Source organism: Arthrobacter oryzae, from assembly GCF_031454875.1.
GTDB lineage: Bacteria > Actinomycetota > Actinomycetes > Actinomycetales > Micrococcaceae > Arthrobacter > Arthrobacter oryzae_D.
Window position 1 is genome coordinate 109,686 of the sequence record NZ_JAVDRQ010000010.1, and the last position, 16,788, is coordinate 126,473.

Annotated in this window: 14 protein-coding genes; 13 read left to right on the plus strand and 1 reads right to left on the minus strand. The window is 66.4% G+C overall.

Annotation, left to right across the window (positions count from 1 at the left end; genetic code table 11):
* Positions 1-33: 33 nt before the first annotated feature.
* The 4 genes from J2805_RS18080 to J2805_RS18095 all read left to right on the plus strand — a co-directional run bounded on the left by J2805_RS18080 (position 34) and on the right by J2805_RS18095 (position 2,503).
* On the plus strand, positions 34-264 hold the full coding sequence (locus tag J2805_RS18080; RefSeq protein WP_309978680.1) for a glucose PTS transporter subunit EIIB: 231 nt from the start codon (positions 34-36) through the stop codon (positions 262-264).
* A complete protein-coding gene (locus tag J2805_RS18085; protein WP_309978682.1) occupies positions 261-791 on the plus strand; it encodes a PTS sugar transporter subunit IIA in 531 nt (176 codons plus the stop codon). The genes J2805_RS18080 and J2805_RS18085 overlap by 4 nt, the downstream gene beginning before the upstream one ends.
* A gap of 4 nt (positions 792-795) precedes the next feature.
* Complete coding sequence (locus tag J2805_RS18090) at positions 796-1,512, plus strand: GntR family transcriptional regulator (RefSeq protein WP_309978684.1); 717 nt, start codon at positions 796-798, stop codon at positions 1,510-1,512.
* 133 nt (positions 1,513-1,645) lie between these two features.
* Positions 1,646-2,503, plus strand: coding sequence for a prephenate dehydratase (locus J2805_RS18095; protein ID WP_309978686.1), 858 nt, complete (start codon positions 1,646-1,648; stop codon positions 2,501-2,503).
* Here J2805_RS18095 and J2805_RS18100 read toward each other — a convergent pair.
* Positions 2,493-4,409: an FAD-binding monooxygenase gene (locus tag J2805_RS18100; protein WP_309978688.1), complete on the minus strand. Its 1,917-nt coding sequence runs from the start codon at positions 4,407-4,409 to the stop codon at positions 2,493-2,495. The genes J2805_RS18095 and J2805_RS18100 overlap by 11 nt on opposite strands.
* A gap of 222 nt (positions 4,410-4,631) precedes the next feature.
* Between J2805_RS18100 and J2805_RS18105 the strand changes: the two genes are divergently transcribed.
* The 9 genes from J2805_RS18105 to J2805_RS18145 all read left to right on the plus strand — a co-directional run bounded on the left by J2805_RS18105 (position 4,632) and on the right by J2805_RS18145 (position 16,691).
* On the plus strand, positions 4,632-6,164 hold the full coding sequence (locus tag J2805_RS18105) for a fumarylacetoacetate hydrolase family protein (RefSeq protein ID WP_309978690.1): 1,533 nt from the start codon (positions 4,632-4,634) through the stop codon (positions 6,162-6,164).
* Complete coding sequence (locus tag J2805_RS18110) at positions 6,161-6,862, plus strand: GntR family transcriptional regulator (RefSeq protein ID WP_309978692.1); 702 nt, start codon at positions 6,161-6,163, stop codon at positions 6,860-6,862. The genes J2805_RS18105 and J2805_RS18110 overlap by 4 nt, the downstream gene beginning before the upstream one ends.
* A gap of 9 nt (positions 6,863-6,871) precedes the next feature.
* Complete coding sequence (hpaE, locus tag J2805_RS18115) at positions 6,872-8,386, plus strand: 5-carboxymethyl-2-hydroxymuconate semialdehyde dehydrogenase (protein WP_309978693.1); 1,515 nt, start codon at positions 6,872-6,874, stop codon at positions 8,384-8,386.
* Positions 8,387-8,436: 50 nt separating this feature from the next.
* A complete protein-coding gene (gene hpaD / locus J2805_RS18120; protein WP_309978694.1) occupies positions 8,437-9,543 on the plus strand; it encodes a 3,4-dihydroxyphenylacetate 2,3-dioxygenase in 1,107 nt (368 codons plus the stop codon).
* 2 nt (positions 9,544-9,545) lie between these two features.
* Positions 9,546-10,331, plus strand: coding sequence for a 2-oxo-hept-4-ene-1,7-dioate hydratase (gene hpaH, locus J2805_RS18125; RefSeq protein ID WP_309978695.1), 786 nt, complete (start codon positions 9,546-9,548; stop codon positions 10,329-10,331).
* Positions 10,316-11,140 (plus strand): HpcH/HpaI aldolase family protein, encoded by an 825-nt coding sequence (locus tag J2805_RS18130; protein WP_309978697.1) that lies wholly within the window; start codon positions 10,316-10,318, stop codon positions 11,138-11,140. Before hpaH ends, J2805_RS18130 begins: the two co-directional genes overlap by 16 nt.
* Positions 11,141-11,162: 22 nt before the next feature.
* Positions 11,163-12,680: an NAD-dependent succinate-semialdehyde dehydrogenase gene (locus J2805_RS18135; protein WP_309978699.1), complete on the plus strand. Its 1,518-nt coding sequence runs from the start codon at positions 11,163-11,165 to the stop codon at positions 12,678-12,680.
* A gap of 100 nt (positions 12,681-12,780) precedes the next feature.
* On the plus strand, positions 12,781-14,961 hold the full coding sequence (locus tag J2805_RS18140; protein ID WP_309978701.1) for a transglycosylase domain-containing protein: 2,181 nt from the start codon (positions 12,781-12,783) through the stop codon (positions 14,959-14,961).
* Positions 14,962-15,350: 389 nt separating this feature from the next.
* Positions 15,351-16,691, plus strand: a complete 1,341-nt coding sequence (locus J2805_RS18145) for an ammonium transporter (RefSeq protein WP_309978703.1) — start codon at positions 15,351-15,353, stop codon at positions 16,689-16,691.
* Positions 16,692-16,788: the final 97 nt, after the last annotated feature.

Below are 16,788 nucleotides of genomic sequence, written 5' to 3' on the forward strand. Positions count from 1 at the left end.
ACACCGAATGTGAAACGACCTACAGGAGTGGACATGTCCAAAGCAGAAATCATCCTCGCCGCCCTGGGCGGCGCCGATAACGTCGAAGAGATCGAAGGGTGCATCACCCGCCTGCGCACCGAAGTGGTGGACGCCGGCAAGATTGACGAAGCCGCCCTCAAGGCAGCCGGTGCGCACGGCGTCATGGTGGCCGGCACGGTGGTGCAGGTGGTGGTGGGCCCCGAAGCCGAGAGCCTCGCCGAAGACATCCAGGACCTGATGTGAGCACGCCTGAAGTGAGCACGCCTGAGGCGGGCGCAGCGGCCCCCGCCGCGGCCATCAGCGTGGCCTCTCCGCTACCCGGCCGGCTCATCCCTTTGAGCGAAGTGCCGGACCCCGTGTTTGCCAAAGGGCTGGTGGGCGGCGGCGCCGCCGTCATCCCCGATGACGACGCCGGTGTGCTCACCGCCGTCGCTCCGCTGGACGGCAAGGTCATCAAGGTCATGCCGCACGCCTACATCGTCCAGCATGCCTCCGGGCCGGCAGTGCTGGTCCACGTGGGAATCGATACGGTAGGCCTGAAGGGCGAGGGGTTCAGCGTGCTGGCACAGAAAGGCGACCAGGTCCGCGCCGGCGATCCCATGATCAGCGTCGACGTCACGTTTGTCCGGTCGAAGAACCTCAGCATGTGCAGCCCGGTGGTGATCCTGGACAGTGCACCGGACGCCATCCAGTCGCCGGAAAGCCAGTCGCCGGAAAGCGGAGCACGCATCGAAGCCGGCGGGCACATGTTCAACCTGCCCGGACAATAGACCTATGGATACGGCAGGGGAACTGAAACACGTCTGGGTGCGCCGGCAGCTGCAGGATCTGGTGGCCTCCACGCTGCGGCCCGGGGACGCGCTGCTGGGCGAACGCCAGCTGGAGGAGCAGTTCGGGGTTTCCCGCATAACGGTGCGCCGGGCCATCTCGGACCTCGTACAGGACGGGGCGCTGGTCCGGATCAAAGGCAAAGGGACCTTCGTCTCGCATGGCCTGGTGCGTTCAACCCTGCACCTGGCCTCCTTCAACGAGGACATGAGGGCGGCCGGTTTCGAGCCCAGCACCCGGGTCATTACTGCAGCTGAGGAGGTGCCCCCGGCAGCGGCCGCCGAGCACCTCGGATTCGCCCCGGGGCAGGCGGCCTACCAGGTCCGAAGGCTCCGCCTGGCCAACGGGGCGCCCGTCAGTGTCGACGAATCCTGGCTGCCGCCGCGGCTCCTGCCCGACCTGCTCGCGGAGGACCTGACGGGGTCCCTTTACCGCGTCCTTTCCGCCTCCGGGCATCCGGTGCAGCATGTGGAACAGACCGTGGAGGCCGCTGCGGCGCCGGAGGAAACCGCCGCCCTGCTGGACATCGAACCCGGCGCCCCGGTGCTGCTCTTCCGGCGCCGGTCATTTACCGGAACGGACGATCCGGGCACGCCCATCGAATACTCCATCTCGACGTACCGCTCGGACCGGTACCAGGTGTCGATGCGGCTGGCCCTCTGACGACCCGGGACTGCTCGGGACTCCCCGGGACTCCCCCAACTAAGTAGCAGCAGGTGTCGTTTTGGGCCCTCAAAACGACATCTGCTGCTACTCACTTGGGCGGGTGGGCGCGGGACGTGAAACCATACGGATCGTGACCCAGAAAATTGCGTACCAGGGTGAGCCCGGCGCCAACTCCAATATCGCGTGCCAACAGATGTTTCCCGAACTGGAAAGCGTCCCCTGCGCCAGCTTCGAGGACGTCTTTAAACTGGTCTCCAGCGGCGAGGCCGACCTGGCCATGATTCCCATCGAGAACTCGATTGCCGGCCGGGTGGCGGACATCCACATCCTGCTCCCGCAGTCCCACCTGCAGATCGTGGGCGAATTCTTCCTGCCCATCCACTTTGACCTGCTGGGCATCCCCGGCAGCACCATCGAGGCCGCCACTGAGGTCCACAGCCACATCCATGCCCTGGGCCAGTGCCGGCGCCTGATCCGTGAAGCAGGGTTGCGCCCCGTCATCGCCGGAGACACGGCCGGGTCTGCCCGGGAAGTTCGGGAATGGAACGATCCCGCCAAACTCTCCCTCGCTCCCCCGCTCGCGGCCCAGATCTACGGCCTCGAAGTGCTGGCGTCACGGGTCGAGGACGATCCGTCCAACACCACGCGCTTCGTGGTCCTGGCGCGGGAAAAGGAGCTGCCGACCCGGGATGAGTTGCCCGGGCCGGCAGTGACCAGCTTCGTGTTCCGCGTCCGGAACGTTCCCTCCGCCCTCTACAAGGCGCTGGGCGGGTTCGCCACCAACGGCGTGAACATGACCCGGCTGGAGAGCTACATGGTGGGCGACGAGTTTGCCGCCACCATGTTCATGGCCGACGTCGAGGGCCACCCCGAGGACCTGCCGCTGAAGCTGGCCCTCGAGGAGCTGGACTTCTTCACCGCGGAGGTGCGGATCCTGGGTGTCTACGCGGCCGCGGAGTACCGGACAGCAAAGGCCGTCAGCGGCTGACAGCTGCCTGACGCCCCTGCAGGATCGGTGCGAAGAAGGCGGCGAGCTCCGCCGTCGCCGTCAAGGGCAGGACGTTCGCCACGTACTGGTCCGGGCGGACCACCACCATCACACCGCCGCGATCGAGGCCGCGCAATTCGAAGATGTCGGCCGCGGGGTCGGTGCCGTAGACATTTTCCAGGTAGGAAAGTTTGAACGGTCCCACCTCCGGCTTGAACACGTCCGGCACTGCGTTGATGTCGATGCTGGTGTGGTCCTGCTGGTAGATGACCTTCACGTCAAACCAGGCGTCGGCGTCGGCGCCTTCCGGCGTGGCGGCGAGCGGCGAGTCCGGCGCGTTGGCGAGCCAGCCGGCGAGTTCGGCGGCCGGTGACGGCGTACCTTCGTTGTCCATGACGGGGGTTGCCGCGTCCGCGAAAACGTAGATGCGCCAGCGGCCGTCAGCCTTGGCCTGGTGGCCGAGGTGCAGCGGGTTCGTGTCGCAGACCCGCACTACGGGCGCTGACTTGAAGCGCTTGCCGATGGTGAAGCCGGTGGCAAGCTCCTGGTGCGCCGGGCTGCCGACGAGCATCGACGGGGCGTACTGGGTCATAAATCCGGCCGGGAATTCGGCGGTGCTGACGTAGAAGTCCTCGAGCTCCGAGGGGGAGGCGAACTCCTCGGGCTTCTTGGCCATCAGAGTGGACCATTCCTTGTCGAAGTCGATGAGGTTCTTCGCGATGACCTGGCGTTCGGCCGAGTAGGTGGACAGGAGGCTCTCCGGGCTGCGGCCTTCAAGGACGTGGCCGAGCTTCCAGCCGATATTGAACCCGTCCTGCATGGACACGTTCATGCCCTGGCCGGCCTTGGCGCTGTGCGTGTGGCAGGCGTCGCCGGTGATGAACACGCGCGGAGTGCGGGTGCCCATCTCTTCCGGACGGACGTCGTCGAACCTGTCGGTAAGGCGGTGGCCCACCTCATAAACGCTGTGCCAGGCCACATTGCGCACATCCACGGTGTAGGGGTGGACGATCGCGTTGGCCTTGGCGATGATCTGCTCGATGGTGGTTCTGCGGACCGCGCCGTGATCGTCCGCGGGCACTTCGCCGAGGTCCACGTACATGCGGAAGAGGTGCCCGCCTTCCCTCGGGATCAGCAGGATGCTGCCGCCGTCGTGGGACTGGATGGCGCACTTGAGGCGGATGTCCGGGAAATCGGTGTTGGCGAGCACGTCCATCACGCCCCAGGCGTGGTTGGCCTGGTCGCCGGCCAGGGTGCAGCCGATCGATTCCCGCACCTTGCTGCGGGCGCCGTCGGCGCCCACCACGTACTTGGCCCGGACAACACGTTCCCGGCCTTCATCGGGGCCGCTGGTGTGGACGAGCGTCACGGTAACCGGGTACTCCCCCTCGCCGACTTCGAGGCTGCGGAACTCATAGCCATAGTCCGGCGACATGCGCGTGGGGGCGTTGGCCATAACCTCGGCGAAGTAGTCCAGCACGCGGGCCTGGTTAACGATGAGGTGTGGGAATTCGCTGATCCCGTGCGCGTCATCCAGGGTGCGCGCGGCGCGGACAATGTTCGCAGGGTTCAGGGGGTCCGGCTTCCAGAACGCCATTTCGGTGATCCGGTAGGCCTCGGCGATGATGCGCTCGGCGAAGCCGAAGGCCTGGAAGGTTTCGACGCTGCGGGCCTGGATGCCGTCCGCCTGGCCGATGGCAAGCCTGCCGTCGCGGCGCTCCACGATGCGGGTGGTGATGCCCGGGAACTGGGACAGCTGGGCAGCGGTGAGCATACCTGCAGGGCCAGTGCCCACAATGAGCACGTCCACTTCGTCGGGAAGCTGGTTGGGCCGGTTGACGCCGACGCCGGCGACGGGCTGAACTCGCGGGTCACCGGATACGTAGCCGTGGTGGTGGAAATGCACGGGATTCCTCACTTCGTTGTGTGGCGGTCTAGGGCCGTTTTGTGTTCGATATCGGAACTAATCGTTCGATAATAGAAATATGGATGCTGATTCAAAACTGTACGCAGGTATGACCTGCGTTACAAGCGCCTCTCAAAACTCCCGAAAAATCAGGGGTTGACGTCCGGGAGCTCCTAGGTAATAGTTATCGTATACGATTTCGTACTCGATGAGGAGTAACTCTTGGAACAGGTCACCGACCACATCCTGGCCGCGGCCCGCAAGGTCATCGCGGTGCACATCAACTACCCCAGCCGGGCAGCCCAGCGCGGCCGCACCCCGGAGCAGCCCTCGTACTTCCTGAAGCCTTCTTCCTCCCTGGCCCTTGGCCCGGCGGAGGCTCCGTCCACCGTCGAGCGCCCGGCCGGCTGCGAACTGCTCGGCTATGAAGGCGAGGTCGCCCTGATCATCGGCAAACCGGCCCGCCGCGTCGGCATCGAGGACGCCTGGAGCCACGTCGAGTGGGTCACCGCCAGCAACGACCTCGGCGTCTACGACCTCCGCTACGCGGACAAGGGCTCCAACCTCCGCTCCAAGGGCGGCGACGGCTTCACCCCCGTGGGCCCGGGACTGATCGCAGCGGACACCGTGGATCCCGCAAAACTCCGGATCCGCACCTGGCACAACGGCGACGTGGTCCAGGACGACACCACCGAAGACCTGCTGTTCCCGTTCGCGCGGCTTATCGCGGACCTGTCCCAGCTCCTCACCCTCGAAGAGGGCGACATCATCCTGACCGGCACCCCGGCCGGTGCCTCCGTCGCCAAGCCGGGCGACGTCGTCGAGGTCGAAGTCAGCACCAGTACGACGACGCCGGGCGGCGCCGCTGCCGGCGTCAGCACCGGCCGGCTGGTCACCCGGGTGACGGAAGGTACGACGGCGTTCGCGGACTTTGGTGCCCTGCCCAAGACCGATGACGTGCAGCGGGAGGAGGCGTACGGTTCGCGGGAAGCCGCCGGCCTTCCGGCGCAGTCAGCAGAGGCGCCTGCCGGGACCCCGGCGTCGCTACTGACCCCGGAGCTGAAGGCCAAACTGGAAAGCGTCTGCACTGCGACCCTGTCCTCCCAGCTGCGCAAGCGCGGCCTGAACAACGTCAGCATCGACGGCCTGACCTCCACCCGGCCGGAGAAGCGGATCGTGGGCCTGGCCCGGACGCTGCGCTACGTCCCCAACCGCGAGGACCTCTTCAAGACCCACGGCGGCGGCTTCAACGCCCAGAAGAAGGCCATCGACTCCGTCAACGAAGGCGAGATCCTGGTCATGGAGGCCCGCGGCGAAAAGGGCACCGGCACCATCGGCGACATCCTGGCCCTCCGCGCCCAGGTCCGCGGCGCCGCAGCCATCATCACCGACGGCGGTGTGCGCGACTTCTCCGCAGTGGCCGCTATGGACATGCCCACCTACTACGCCAACCCGCACCCCGCCGTACTCGGCCGCCGGCACATCCCGTGGGACACGGACATCACCATCGCCTGCGGCGGCACCACCGTGCAGCCCGGCGACATCATCGTGGCCGACTCGGACGGCATCCTGGTCATCCCGCCGGCCCTCGCCGAGGAACTCGCGGACGATTCAATCGCCCAGGAACGCGAGGAAGTGTTCATCGCCGAGATGGTGCAGCAGGGCCACAGCGTGGACGGCCTCTACCCGCTAAACAGCGAATGGCGCACTAAGTATGACGAATGGGAACAGATGGGAAGCAGGAACAGCAAATGACTGAAACGGTGACTGCTGCCGGCAGCAAATCCGAGCAGGCCTACACGGCCGTCAAAGCCCGGATCGTGGACGGCACCTATTCCCCCGGTTACCGGCTGGTGCTCGCCAAGATCGCCGAGGACCTGGGCGTCAGCGTGGTCCCGGTCCGCGAAGCCATCCGACGGCTCGAGGCCGAGGGACTGGTGAAGTTCGAACGGAACGTCGGCGCCACGGTGTCCGGGATCGACCCCACCGAGTACCTCTACACAATGCAGACCCTGAGCATCGTCGAAGGCGCCGCCACGGCACTGTCCGCACCCCTGATCGGTGAAGCCGATATTGCCCGGGCGCGTGCCGTGAACGAGGAGATGCGCGAATGCCTGCAGCACTTCGACCCCGTCCGCTTCACCGCGCTGAACCAGGACTTCCACAGCGTCCTGTTCGAGCACTGCCCCAACCCGCACATCCTTGACCTCGTCCACCGCGGCTGGAACCGGCTCGCCTCGCTGCGGTCCTCCACCTTCCGCTTTGTCCCCGGCCGCGCCCATGACTCGGTGGACGAACACGAAGCCATCCTGAAACTGATTGAAACCGGAGCCGGCGCCGACCAGATCGAGATGGCCGCCCGCCACCACCGCAGCGCCACCCTGGATGCCTACCTTGCCCACACTCCGGCAGCGGTACAGGCGACACCCAACCACCAGCCCTCCGAGCGGTAAGGAAAAACAATGACGTTCACTGCAGCAGAAACCACAGCCCACTACGTTCCGCAGGACCTTCCCACCCACATCCAGCACTACATCAACGGCGAATTCGTTGATTCCGTGGGCGGCAAGACCTTCAATGTCCTGGACCCGGTCTCGAACACCAACTACGCCACCGCGGCGGCAGGGCAGAAGGAAGACATCGACCTCGCCGTCGCCGCCGCCCGCGAAGCCTTCGTCAACGGCCCCTGGCCGAAGATGAAGCCGCGCGAACGTGCCCGCGTCCTGAACAAAATCGCCGACGCCGTCGAGGCCCAGGAATCACGCCTGGCCGAACTGGAAACCTTCGACACCGGCCTGCCGATCACCCAGGCCAAGGGCCAGGCCCTGCGCGCGGCAGAGAACTTCCGCTTCTTCGCGGACCTGATCGTGGCCCAGTTCGACGACGCCATGAAGGTCCCGGGCTCGCAGATCAACTACGTGAACCGCAAGCCGATCGGCGTCGCCGGCCTCATCACCCCGTGGAACACCCCGTTCATGCTGGAGTCCTGGAAGCTCGCCCCGGCCCTGGCCACCGGCAACACCGTGGTCCTCAAGCCCGCCGAGTTCACCCCGCTCTCCGCCTCCCTGTGGGCACAGATCTTCAAGGACGCCGGGCTCCCCGACGGTGTCTTCAACCTGGTCAACGGCCTGGGCGAGGAAGCCGGCGACGCCTTGGTCAAGCACCCGGACGTCCCGCTGATCTCCTTCACGGGCGAGACCACCACCGGGCAGACGATCTTCCGCAACGCCGCCGCCAACCTCAAGGGCCTGTCCATGGAGCTCGGCGGCAAGTCCCCGTGCGTGGTGTTCGCCGACGCCGACCTGGACGCCGCGATCGATTCCGCCCTGTTCGGCGTCTTCTCGCTTAACGGCGAACGCTGCACCGCCGGCTCCCGTATCCTCGTCGAACGCGCCATTTACGACGAGTTCTGCGAAAAGTACGCCGCCCGCGCCAAGAACATCGTGGTCGGTGACCCGCACGATCCCAAGACCCAGGTCGGTGCACTGGTCCACCCTGAGCACTACGACAAGGTGGCCTCCTACGTGGAAATCGGCAAGTCCGAAGGCCGGCTCCTCGCCGGCGGCGGCCGCCCGGGCCACCTCCCCGAAGGCAATTACATCGCCCCCACGGTGTTCGCCGACGTCGCCCCGGACGCCCGGATCTTCCAGGAGGAAATCTTCGGCCCCGTCGTCGCCATCACCCCGTTCGAGAACGACGATGAGGCGCTGGCTTTGGCGAACAACACCAGGTACGGCCTGGCGGCCTACATCTGGACCCAGAACCTGACCCGCGCGCACAACTTCTCGCAGAACGTCGAGGCCGGCATGGTGTGGCTCAACAGCCACAACGTCCGCGACCTCCGCACCCCGTTCGGCGGCGTCAAGGCCTCCGGCCTGGGCCACGAAGGCGGCTACCGCTCCATCGATTTCTACACCGACCAGCAGGCCGTGCACATCACCCTGGGCACCGTCCATACCCCCAAATTCGGAGCCTAAGTTTTCCGACCCCGCGCTTACCGGCCCCCTTTCAACGAAGAGAGAATCCCATGAACACCCAAGTTTCACAGCACAACTTCGTTCCCACCCCCTCCGTCCCGGCCCCCGACATCGTCCGCTGCGCCTACATGGAAATCGTGGTCACGGACCTCGCGAAGTCCCGCGCGTTCTACGTGGACCTGCTGGGCCTGCACGTCACCGAGGAAGATGAGAACAACATCTACCTTCGCTCCCTCGAGGAGTTCATCCACCACAACCTGGTGCTGCGCAAAGGCCCCATCGCCGCCGTCGCCGCCTTCGCCTACCGGGTGAAGTCCCCGGCTGAGGTGGACGCCGCCGAGGCTTACTACAAGGAACTGGGCTGCCGCACGGAACGCCGCAAGGACGGCTTCACCAAGGGCATCGGCGACTCCGTCCGGGTGGAGGACCCGCTGGGCTTCCCCTACGAGTTCTTCTACGACGTGGAGCACGTCGAACGCCTCACCCAGCGCTACGACCTCTACTCCGCCGGTGAACTGGTCCGCCTGGACCACTTCAACCAGGTCACCCCGGACGTGCCCCGCGGCCGCAAGTACCTCGAGGACCTCGGCTTCCGCGTCTCCGAGGATATCCAGGACTCCGACGGCGTCACCTACGCAGCGTGGATGCACCGCAAGCAGACGGTCCACGACACCGCACTGACCGGCGGTAACGGCCCGCGCATGCACCACGTCGCCTTCGCCACGCACGAGAAGCACAACATCATCCAGATCTGCGACAAGATGGGCGCCCTGCGCATCAGCGACAGGATCGAACGCGGCCCCGGCCGGCACGGCGTCTCCAACGCCTTCTACCTGTACATCCTGGACCCGGACGGCCACCGCATCGAGATCTACACCCAGGACTACTACACCGGCGATCCGGACAACCCCACCATCACCTGGGACGTCCACGACAACCAGCGCCGCGACTGGTGGGGCAACCCCGTGGTCCCGTCCTGGTACACCGAGGCCTCCCTGGTCCTGGACCTCGACGGCAACCCGCAGCCTGTCATCGTCCGCGAGGAAAAGTCGGAGATGGCCGTTACGGTAGGCGCCGACGGCTTCTCCTACACGCGCAAGGAAGAGGATGGTCTCGCCGGGGAGAATACCGGTTTCAAGCTCGGGGCGCAGCTCTAACCATGATGGACGCGAAGACGATCGAAGCCATCGCCGACGAACTGCTCGAAGCAGGCCGGTCCCGGACTCCTGTTCCCCGTCTGACGGCCCGGTACCCCGACATGACGGTGGAGGATTCCTACGCGGTGCAGCAGCTGTGGCGGCGCCGGAACGAGGAAGCCGGGCGGACCCTGGTGGGGCGCAAGATCGGCCTCACGTCCAAGGCCATGCAGGCCGCCACGGGCATTACGGAACCGGACTACGGCGCCATCTTCGATGACATGGTCCTCGAAACCGGCTGCTCCGTCCAGTGGGATAAGTACACCCACCCGCGGGTGGAGGTGGAGCTCGCCTTTGTCCTGAAAGACGCGCTCAAAGGCCCGGGCTGCACCATCTTCGACGTCCTCAACGCCACCGACTACGTGGTTCCGGCCCTCGAGATCCTGGACTCCAGGATCGAAATGGAGGGCCGGACCATCGTGGACACCATCGCGGACAACGCCGCGATGGGCGCCATGGTGGTGGGTGGCCGCCCGGTGAAGCCGGACGCCGTGGACCTCCGCTGGGTCTCTGCCATCCTCTACAAGAACCAGACCGTGGAGGAGACCGGCGTCGCCGCCGGCGTCCTGGACCACCCCGCCAACGGCGTGCACTGGCTGGCCAACAAGATCGCCGCGCACGGCGACGGGATGAAGGCCGGTGACATCATCCTGGCCGGTTCCTTCACCCGTCCGCTCTGGGTGTACAAGGGCGACACCGTCCACGCCGACTACGGACCCCTGGGAGTTGTCACATGCCGTTTCGAGTAGAACCGGATGCCACGTTCCGCGACGCCCTGCGCAAACAAGCGGGCGCTGCCGGCCGTCCCCTGGCAGGGATGTGGGTGTGCTCCGGCAGCCCGCTCATCGCCGAACTCTGCGCCGGGGCCGGCCTGGACTGGCTGCTGGTCGACGCCGAACACAGCCCCAACGGGCTCGAATCCGTGCTCGCCCAGCTGCAGGCCATCCACGGCTACCCGGTCCACACCCTGGTCCGGCCGCCGGTCAACGACACCGTGGTAATCAAGCAGTACCTGGACCTGGGCGTGCAGAACCTGCTCATCCCGATGGTGAACTCCGCCGCGGAAGCCGAAGCGGCCGTGGCCGCCACCCGGTACCCGCCTCAGGGCGTCCGCGGGGTCGGTTCGGCCCTGGCCCGCGCCGCGCGCTGGAACCGCATCCCGGACTACCTGGCGCGGGCGTCGGAGACCATCAGCGTCACGGTCCAGATCGAATCCGAAGCCGCGGTCGCCGCCGTCGAGGAGATCCTGGCGGTGGACGGCGTGGACGCGATCTTCCTGGGGCCCTCCGACCTCGCCGCCTCGATGGGCGTGCTGGGACAGCAGGAACACCCAAAGGTGCGCGCCGCCGTCGAACGCTGCCTCGCCGCCGCACGGGCAGCCGGGAAACCGGCCGGCGTCAACGCCTTCAACAGGGACACCGCGCAAAGCTACCTCGACGCCGGCGCAGCCTTCATCCTGGTGGGCGCCGACGTCGCCATCCTGGCCCGCGGATCCGAAGCCCTGGCCGCCCACTACATCCCGGTAGCTGAGCCGGCCGAAACCAAAGCCAGCTACTGACAACTCTTTAAGGACCTTTCCCATGACAGTAACTTCTGCGCTACCCCCTGCCCTTTTGCCGGCCGTTTCGTCGGAACGCGAAGCCTCGCTGCTCGCGTCCGTCCCCACCGGCCTGCTGATCGGCGGCCAGTGGGTGGAAGCGTCCGACGGCGGCACGTTCGACGTGCACGACCCCGCCACCGGGGAAGTGCTCGCCACCCTCGCCTCAGCCACCAGCGAGGACGCCGTTGCCGCGCTGGACGCCGCCGATGCCGCGCAGGCGTCCTGGGCGCGAACCGCACCCCGGGAACGGGCCGAAATCCTGCGCCGCGCCTTCGACCTGGTCACCGAACGCGCCGAGGACTTCGCCCTGCTGATGACCCTGGAAATGGGCAAACCCCTGGCCGAAGCCCGCGGCGAAGTCACCTACGGCGCCGAGTTCCTGCGCTGGTTCTCCGAAGAGGCAGTCCGCGACTACGGCCGCTACCTCACCACCCCCGAAGGCAAAAACAAGATCCTCGTCCAGCACAAACCCGTCGGCCCGTGCCTGCTGATCACCCCGTGGAACTTCCCGCTCGCCATGGCCACCCGCAAGGTCGCCCCCGCGATCGCCGCCGGCTGCACCATGGTCCTCAAACCCGCCAAACTCACGCCCCTGACGGCCCAGTACTTCGCGCAGACCATGCTCGACGCCGGCCTGCCCGCCGGAGTCCTGAACGTTGTCTCCTCCTCGTCGGCCTCCGGGATTTCCGGGCCGTTGCTGAAGGACTCCCGGCTGCGGAAGGTCTCCTTCACCGGCTCCACCCCGGTGGGCAAACGCCTGATGGCCGACGCCGCGCAAAACGTGCTCCGCACCTCCATGGAACTCGGCGGGAACGCACCCTTCATCGTGTTCGAGGACGCGGACCTGGACAAGGCCGTCGAAGGTGCCATGGCCGCGAAAATGCGGAACATGGGCGAGGCCTGCACCGCCGCGAACCGGTTCCTCGTCCAGGAATCCGTCGCCGCGGAGTTCACGACCAGGTTCGCCGCCGCCATGGGTGCCCTGGCCACCGGCCGCGGCACCGATCCCGCCACCCAGGTCGGTCCGCTGATCGACGGCGGCGCCCGCGATGACGTACACGCCCTGGTGAGCGCCGCCGTCGACGCCGGAGCCACCGCCCTCACCGGCGGCACACCCGCCGAGGGCCCCGGCTACTTCTACCCGCCCACCGTCCTGGCCAACGTCCCCAACGACGCCGCCATCCTCGGCCAGGAAATCTTCGGACCCGTCGCCCCCGTCACCACCTTCAGCACCGAGCAGGACGCGATCCGGCTGGCGAACGCCTCCGAGTACGGGCTTGCCTCCTACCTCTACAGCCGCGACCTCAACCGGCTGCTGCGGGTGGCCGAGCAGATCGAATTCGGCATGGTGGGCTTCAACGCCGGCGTGATCTCCAACGCCGCGGCACCCTTCGGCGGCGTCAAGCAGTCCGGCCTGGGCCGCGAAGGCGGCACCGAAGGCATCGCCGAATACACCACCACCCAATACATCGGCATCGCCGACCCCTACGCAGGCTGAGCGGCCGCCCGCCAGCCGGGCATCACCGTCGGGCTCTGGCTCGCGGGCGGCCGTCGGGCGTATTCTTGAGGCACTGGCACGCTCGATAGCTGGACAAAAAATGGCGCCGAAGAAGCGATGGGGTTCCCGTCTAACCGCGGCCTTGGGAAGGCTCGTCGGATTTGTTGCCGTGAGTGCCGTCTGCGGCGTCCTGGCGGCCGGCTTGGTCGGCCCCAGCGTGGCGGCCGGCACGGTGACCGTCAACAACTCGATCACGTACTTCAACAGCCTGCCCGGCGAACTGACGGTCGATGTCCCGTCGCAGTCCACCAAGATGGTGACCGCCGACGGCCAGCCCATCGCCACGTTCTACGCCGAAAACCGCGTGCGGGTCACCCTCGACCAGATGTCGCCGTACATCAAGGACGCCATCATCGCCATCGAGGACAGCCGCTTCTACGAGCACGCCGGCATTGACCCGCAGGGCATCCTCCGCGCCCTGACATACAACTTCACCCAGGGCGACCGCCAGGGTGCATCCACGCTGACCCAGCAGTACGTCACCAACGTCATCAATGAGTCGCACGTTTCTGCGGAACAAACCGACGAGGTCATCCTCAGCGGCCAAAAGACGGTGGGCGACAAGCTGCGGGAGATGAAGCTCGCCATTGAGCTGGAGAAGAAGTTCACCAAGGACCAGATCCTTGAGGGTTACCTGAACATCGTGTTCTTCAACCGGGACGCCTACGGCATCGAGGCGGCGGCCCGGCACTTCTTCAGCACCTCTGCGAAGGACCTCACCCTGCCCCAGGCCGCACTGTTGGCGGGCCTGGTGAACAGCCCCAGCTTCTACAACCCCTCCGCCAATCCGGAGAACTCGCTGCAACGACGCAACCAGGTGCTTGGCAGCATGCTGGAACTGGGCAAGATTACCCAGGCCGAGCACGACGCCGCCGTCGCCACCGGTGTGGAACTGAAGACCACCCCGGGCCGGCAGGGCTGTGCCGCCGCCGTAATGGCACCGTACTTCTGCGACTACGTATCCCATCTGATCCTGAACAACCCGGCTTACGGAGCGGAGCTCAAGGACCGGGAGCGGCTGCTGTACCGCGGCGGGCTGACCATCGTCACCACCCTGGACAGCAGGCTGCAGGCCGCCGCCCAGTCCCAGGTGGATGCCACCGCCGGAGCGAACCCGGACAAGTGGGGCGCCGCCCTGGTCACCATCCAGCCCGGGTCCGGCCGGATCCTGGCCATGGCACAGAACACCGTGTTCCTGCCGGCGGAAGGGAAATTCGACACCCAGCTGAACTTCAACGTCGATTCCAGGGACGGCAACGGCAATGACCTCAACGGGGCCGGCGGGTTCCAGCCGGGGTCAACCATGAAGCCGTTCACCTTCGCGGAATGGCTGAACGAGGGCAAACCCCTGAACGCGATGATCGATGCGTCCCGCCGGACCTACCCGCTGAACTTTCCGTGGCGGTCCAGCTGCGGCAAGGTTCTGGGCGCCTACAGCACGGCCGAGAAGAACGCCGGTCTCGGTGCGGCGGACGATCTCCAGAATAACGACCAGGGGTATTACCGGCCCATGCCCATCAACTACGGCCTGTACAACTCCATCAATACGGCAACCTTTGCCTCTGCTACCCAGCTGGATTTCTGCGGCATCCAGAAGATGGTGGATGCGGTGGGACTTCACAGCGGGCTGGACGGTGCCCAGGTGAACATGCACCAGCTCGGCAACCTGCTGGGTGCCATCGGGGTGGCTCCCCTGCACCTGGCGAACGCCTTTGCCACGTTCGCCAATGACGGCCGGTACTGCAGCCCGATCGCGGTGGCGGATGTCAGTGACCCTGCAGGGCGGCATTATCCGGCCGAGGCAACGCAGTGCCGCGCCGCCGTCAAACCCGAAGTGGCCCGCGGCGTCAATGCCGTGCTGCAGGATGTCCTGAAGATGGGTTCCGGCGTCTACATCAACCCGAAGGTGCAAAGCCGGGTGCCGGTGGCGGCCAAGACGGGAACGTCCAACAACAACGGCGCCACCTGGGTGGCCGGATACACCACCGGCCTGGCCACGGTGTCCTTCTTCGGAGACACCTTGGAGGGCCAGAAACGCGCGGGCCAGAACGTCACCATCAACGGCACCTTCTACAAGAACATCGACGGCTACATGCTGGCCGGGCCGCAGTGGGCAAATTACATGATGGCGGTGGCCGGGTTGTACCCGGCGCAGCCATTCCCGCCGCCGCCTGCGTCCATGAGCCCCCCGCAGGGTCCGACGCCGGCGCCTACCCGGTAGCCGCCTTCCCGGCCGCGGAACCTCCGACGGCGGAACGTCCCGCCGTCGTCCTCTCTCCGCTCCTTATCCGCGGTGAGCCACCAGTCATCTTGCTGAAACGTGCCCGTTTTCCTCCCACCTATCCGGTCACTATCTGCGCCCCCCGCCGTCCCCGCGCCGCTGCAGGGATCCCGCACCGCCCGGCACCATCGGGAGGCACCACCCAAGAGGCCCCGTTAACATGCCCGAAACAAGGCCGTCACGTGATCTTCATGCAGGCTCCGTTCCTGTAACTTTCCGGCAACTTGCCGCCCCATTACCGGAAACACGCAACGTGAACTATTGACCGGGGGCGTGGCCCGGAAGACACGAGGTCCCGTACGGAAGACTTGATGAGAAGGGACACGCAGGTGCAAATCTCTGCGGAAAACGTCTGGCTGATGCTGTCGTCGGCAATGGTGCTGTTCATGACCCCGGGCCTCGGCCTCTTTTACGGCGGCATGACCCGCGCCAAAGCCGCGCTCAACATGATCATGATGAGCTTCATCTCGGCCGGCATCGTTGGCGTCGTGTGGGTCCTGTGGGGCTACTCCATGACCACCGGTGACGGCATCCTGGGCCTGTTCGGCAACCCCTTCGCCAACTTCGGCCTGCAGAACCTCATGGGCTCGCCGGATCTGCTGAAAGCCGGATTCAGCGCCACCTTTGCCATCATCACCGTTGCCCTCATCAGCGGTGCCATCGCGGACCGCGCCAAGTTCAGCGCCTGGGCCCTCTTCGTCCCCGTCTGGGTCACGCTCGTCTACTGCCCGCTCGCCTACATGATCTGGGGCGGCGGACTCATGAGTGCCGGCGGCGCCCTCACCGCAGTCTTTGGCCAGGTGATCGACTTCGCCGGCGGCGCCGTCGTCGAAGTCAGCTCCGGAACCGCCGCTTTCGTCCTCGCACTGATCGTGGGAAAGCGCCAGGGATTCGCCAAGGACCCCAACCACCGACCGCACAATGTTCCCTTCATCATGATCGGCGCAGCCATCCTCTGGTTCGGCTGGTTCGGCTTCAACGGCGGCGCCGCCACCACGGCGGAGCAGGCAGGCCTCATCTGGGTCAACACCCTGGTCACCCCGGCCGCCGCCATGCTGAGCTGGCTCGTCACCGAGAAGATCCGCCACGGGCACCCCACGTCCCTGGGAGCAGCATCCGGTGTGGTCGCCGGCCTCGTGGCAATCACCCCGTCGTGCGCCAACATCAGCCCCCTCGCTGCCCTTTGCCTGGGACTCGTGGCCGGTGCGGCCTGCGCGGTCTTCGTGGACCAGAAATACCGGTTCGGCTTCGACGATTCGCTGGACGTGGTGGGCGTCCACTTCGGAGCCGGCGTCATCGGCACGCTCTCACTTGGTTTCATCGCCCTTCCGGTGGACGGCTTGGGCGGCGGCCTCCTGTACGGCGGCGGCATACAGCAGCTCGTGGCCCAGACGGTCGCAGTACTGGTCACCATCGCCCTGTCCGGTCTGGGCACGCTGGTCATCGGCCGCGCCATCCACCGGACAATCGGGTTCCGCGTCAGCGAGGAAGCCGAAACGGTGGGCGTGGACCTTTCCGAACATGCCGAGACCGCCTATGCCTTCGGTGAACTGTCCCGCAGCAGGTTCAACCCGTTCCATCACCACACGCCCGCTCCGGCAGAGGTACGGGACGGCGCGGGACGGCAGGAAGTTGACGCACAGCGGGAGAAGGAAGACAGCTTCGCGTAGGGCAGGGCCGACTCTTCAGGCCCTGGGTGAGGGGCCGGCGGCGGTTTTGGGAAGGCCCCCCGGACGTGCCGGGAGTCGTGCCGTCGGCCCGTATCTA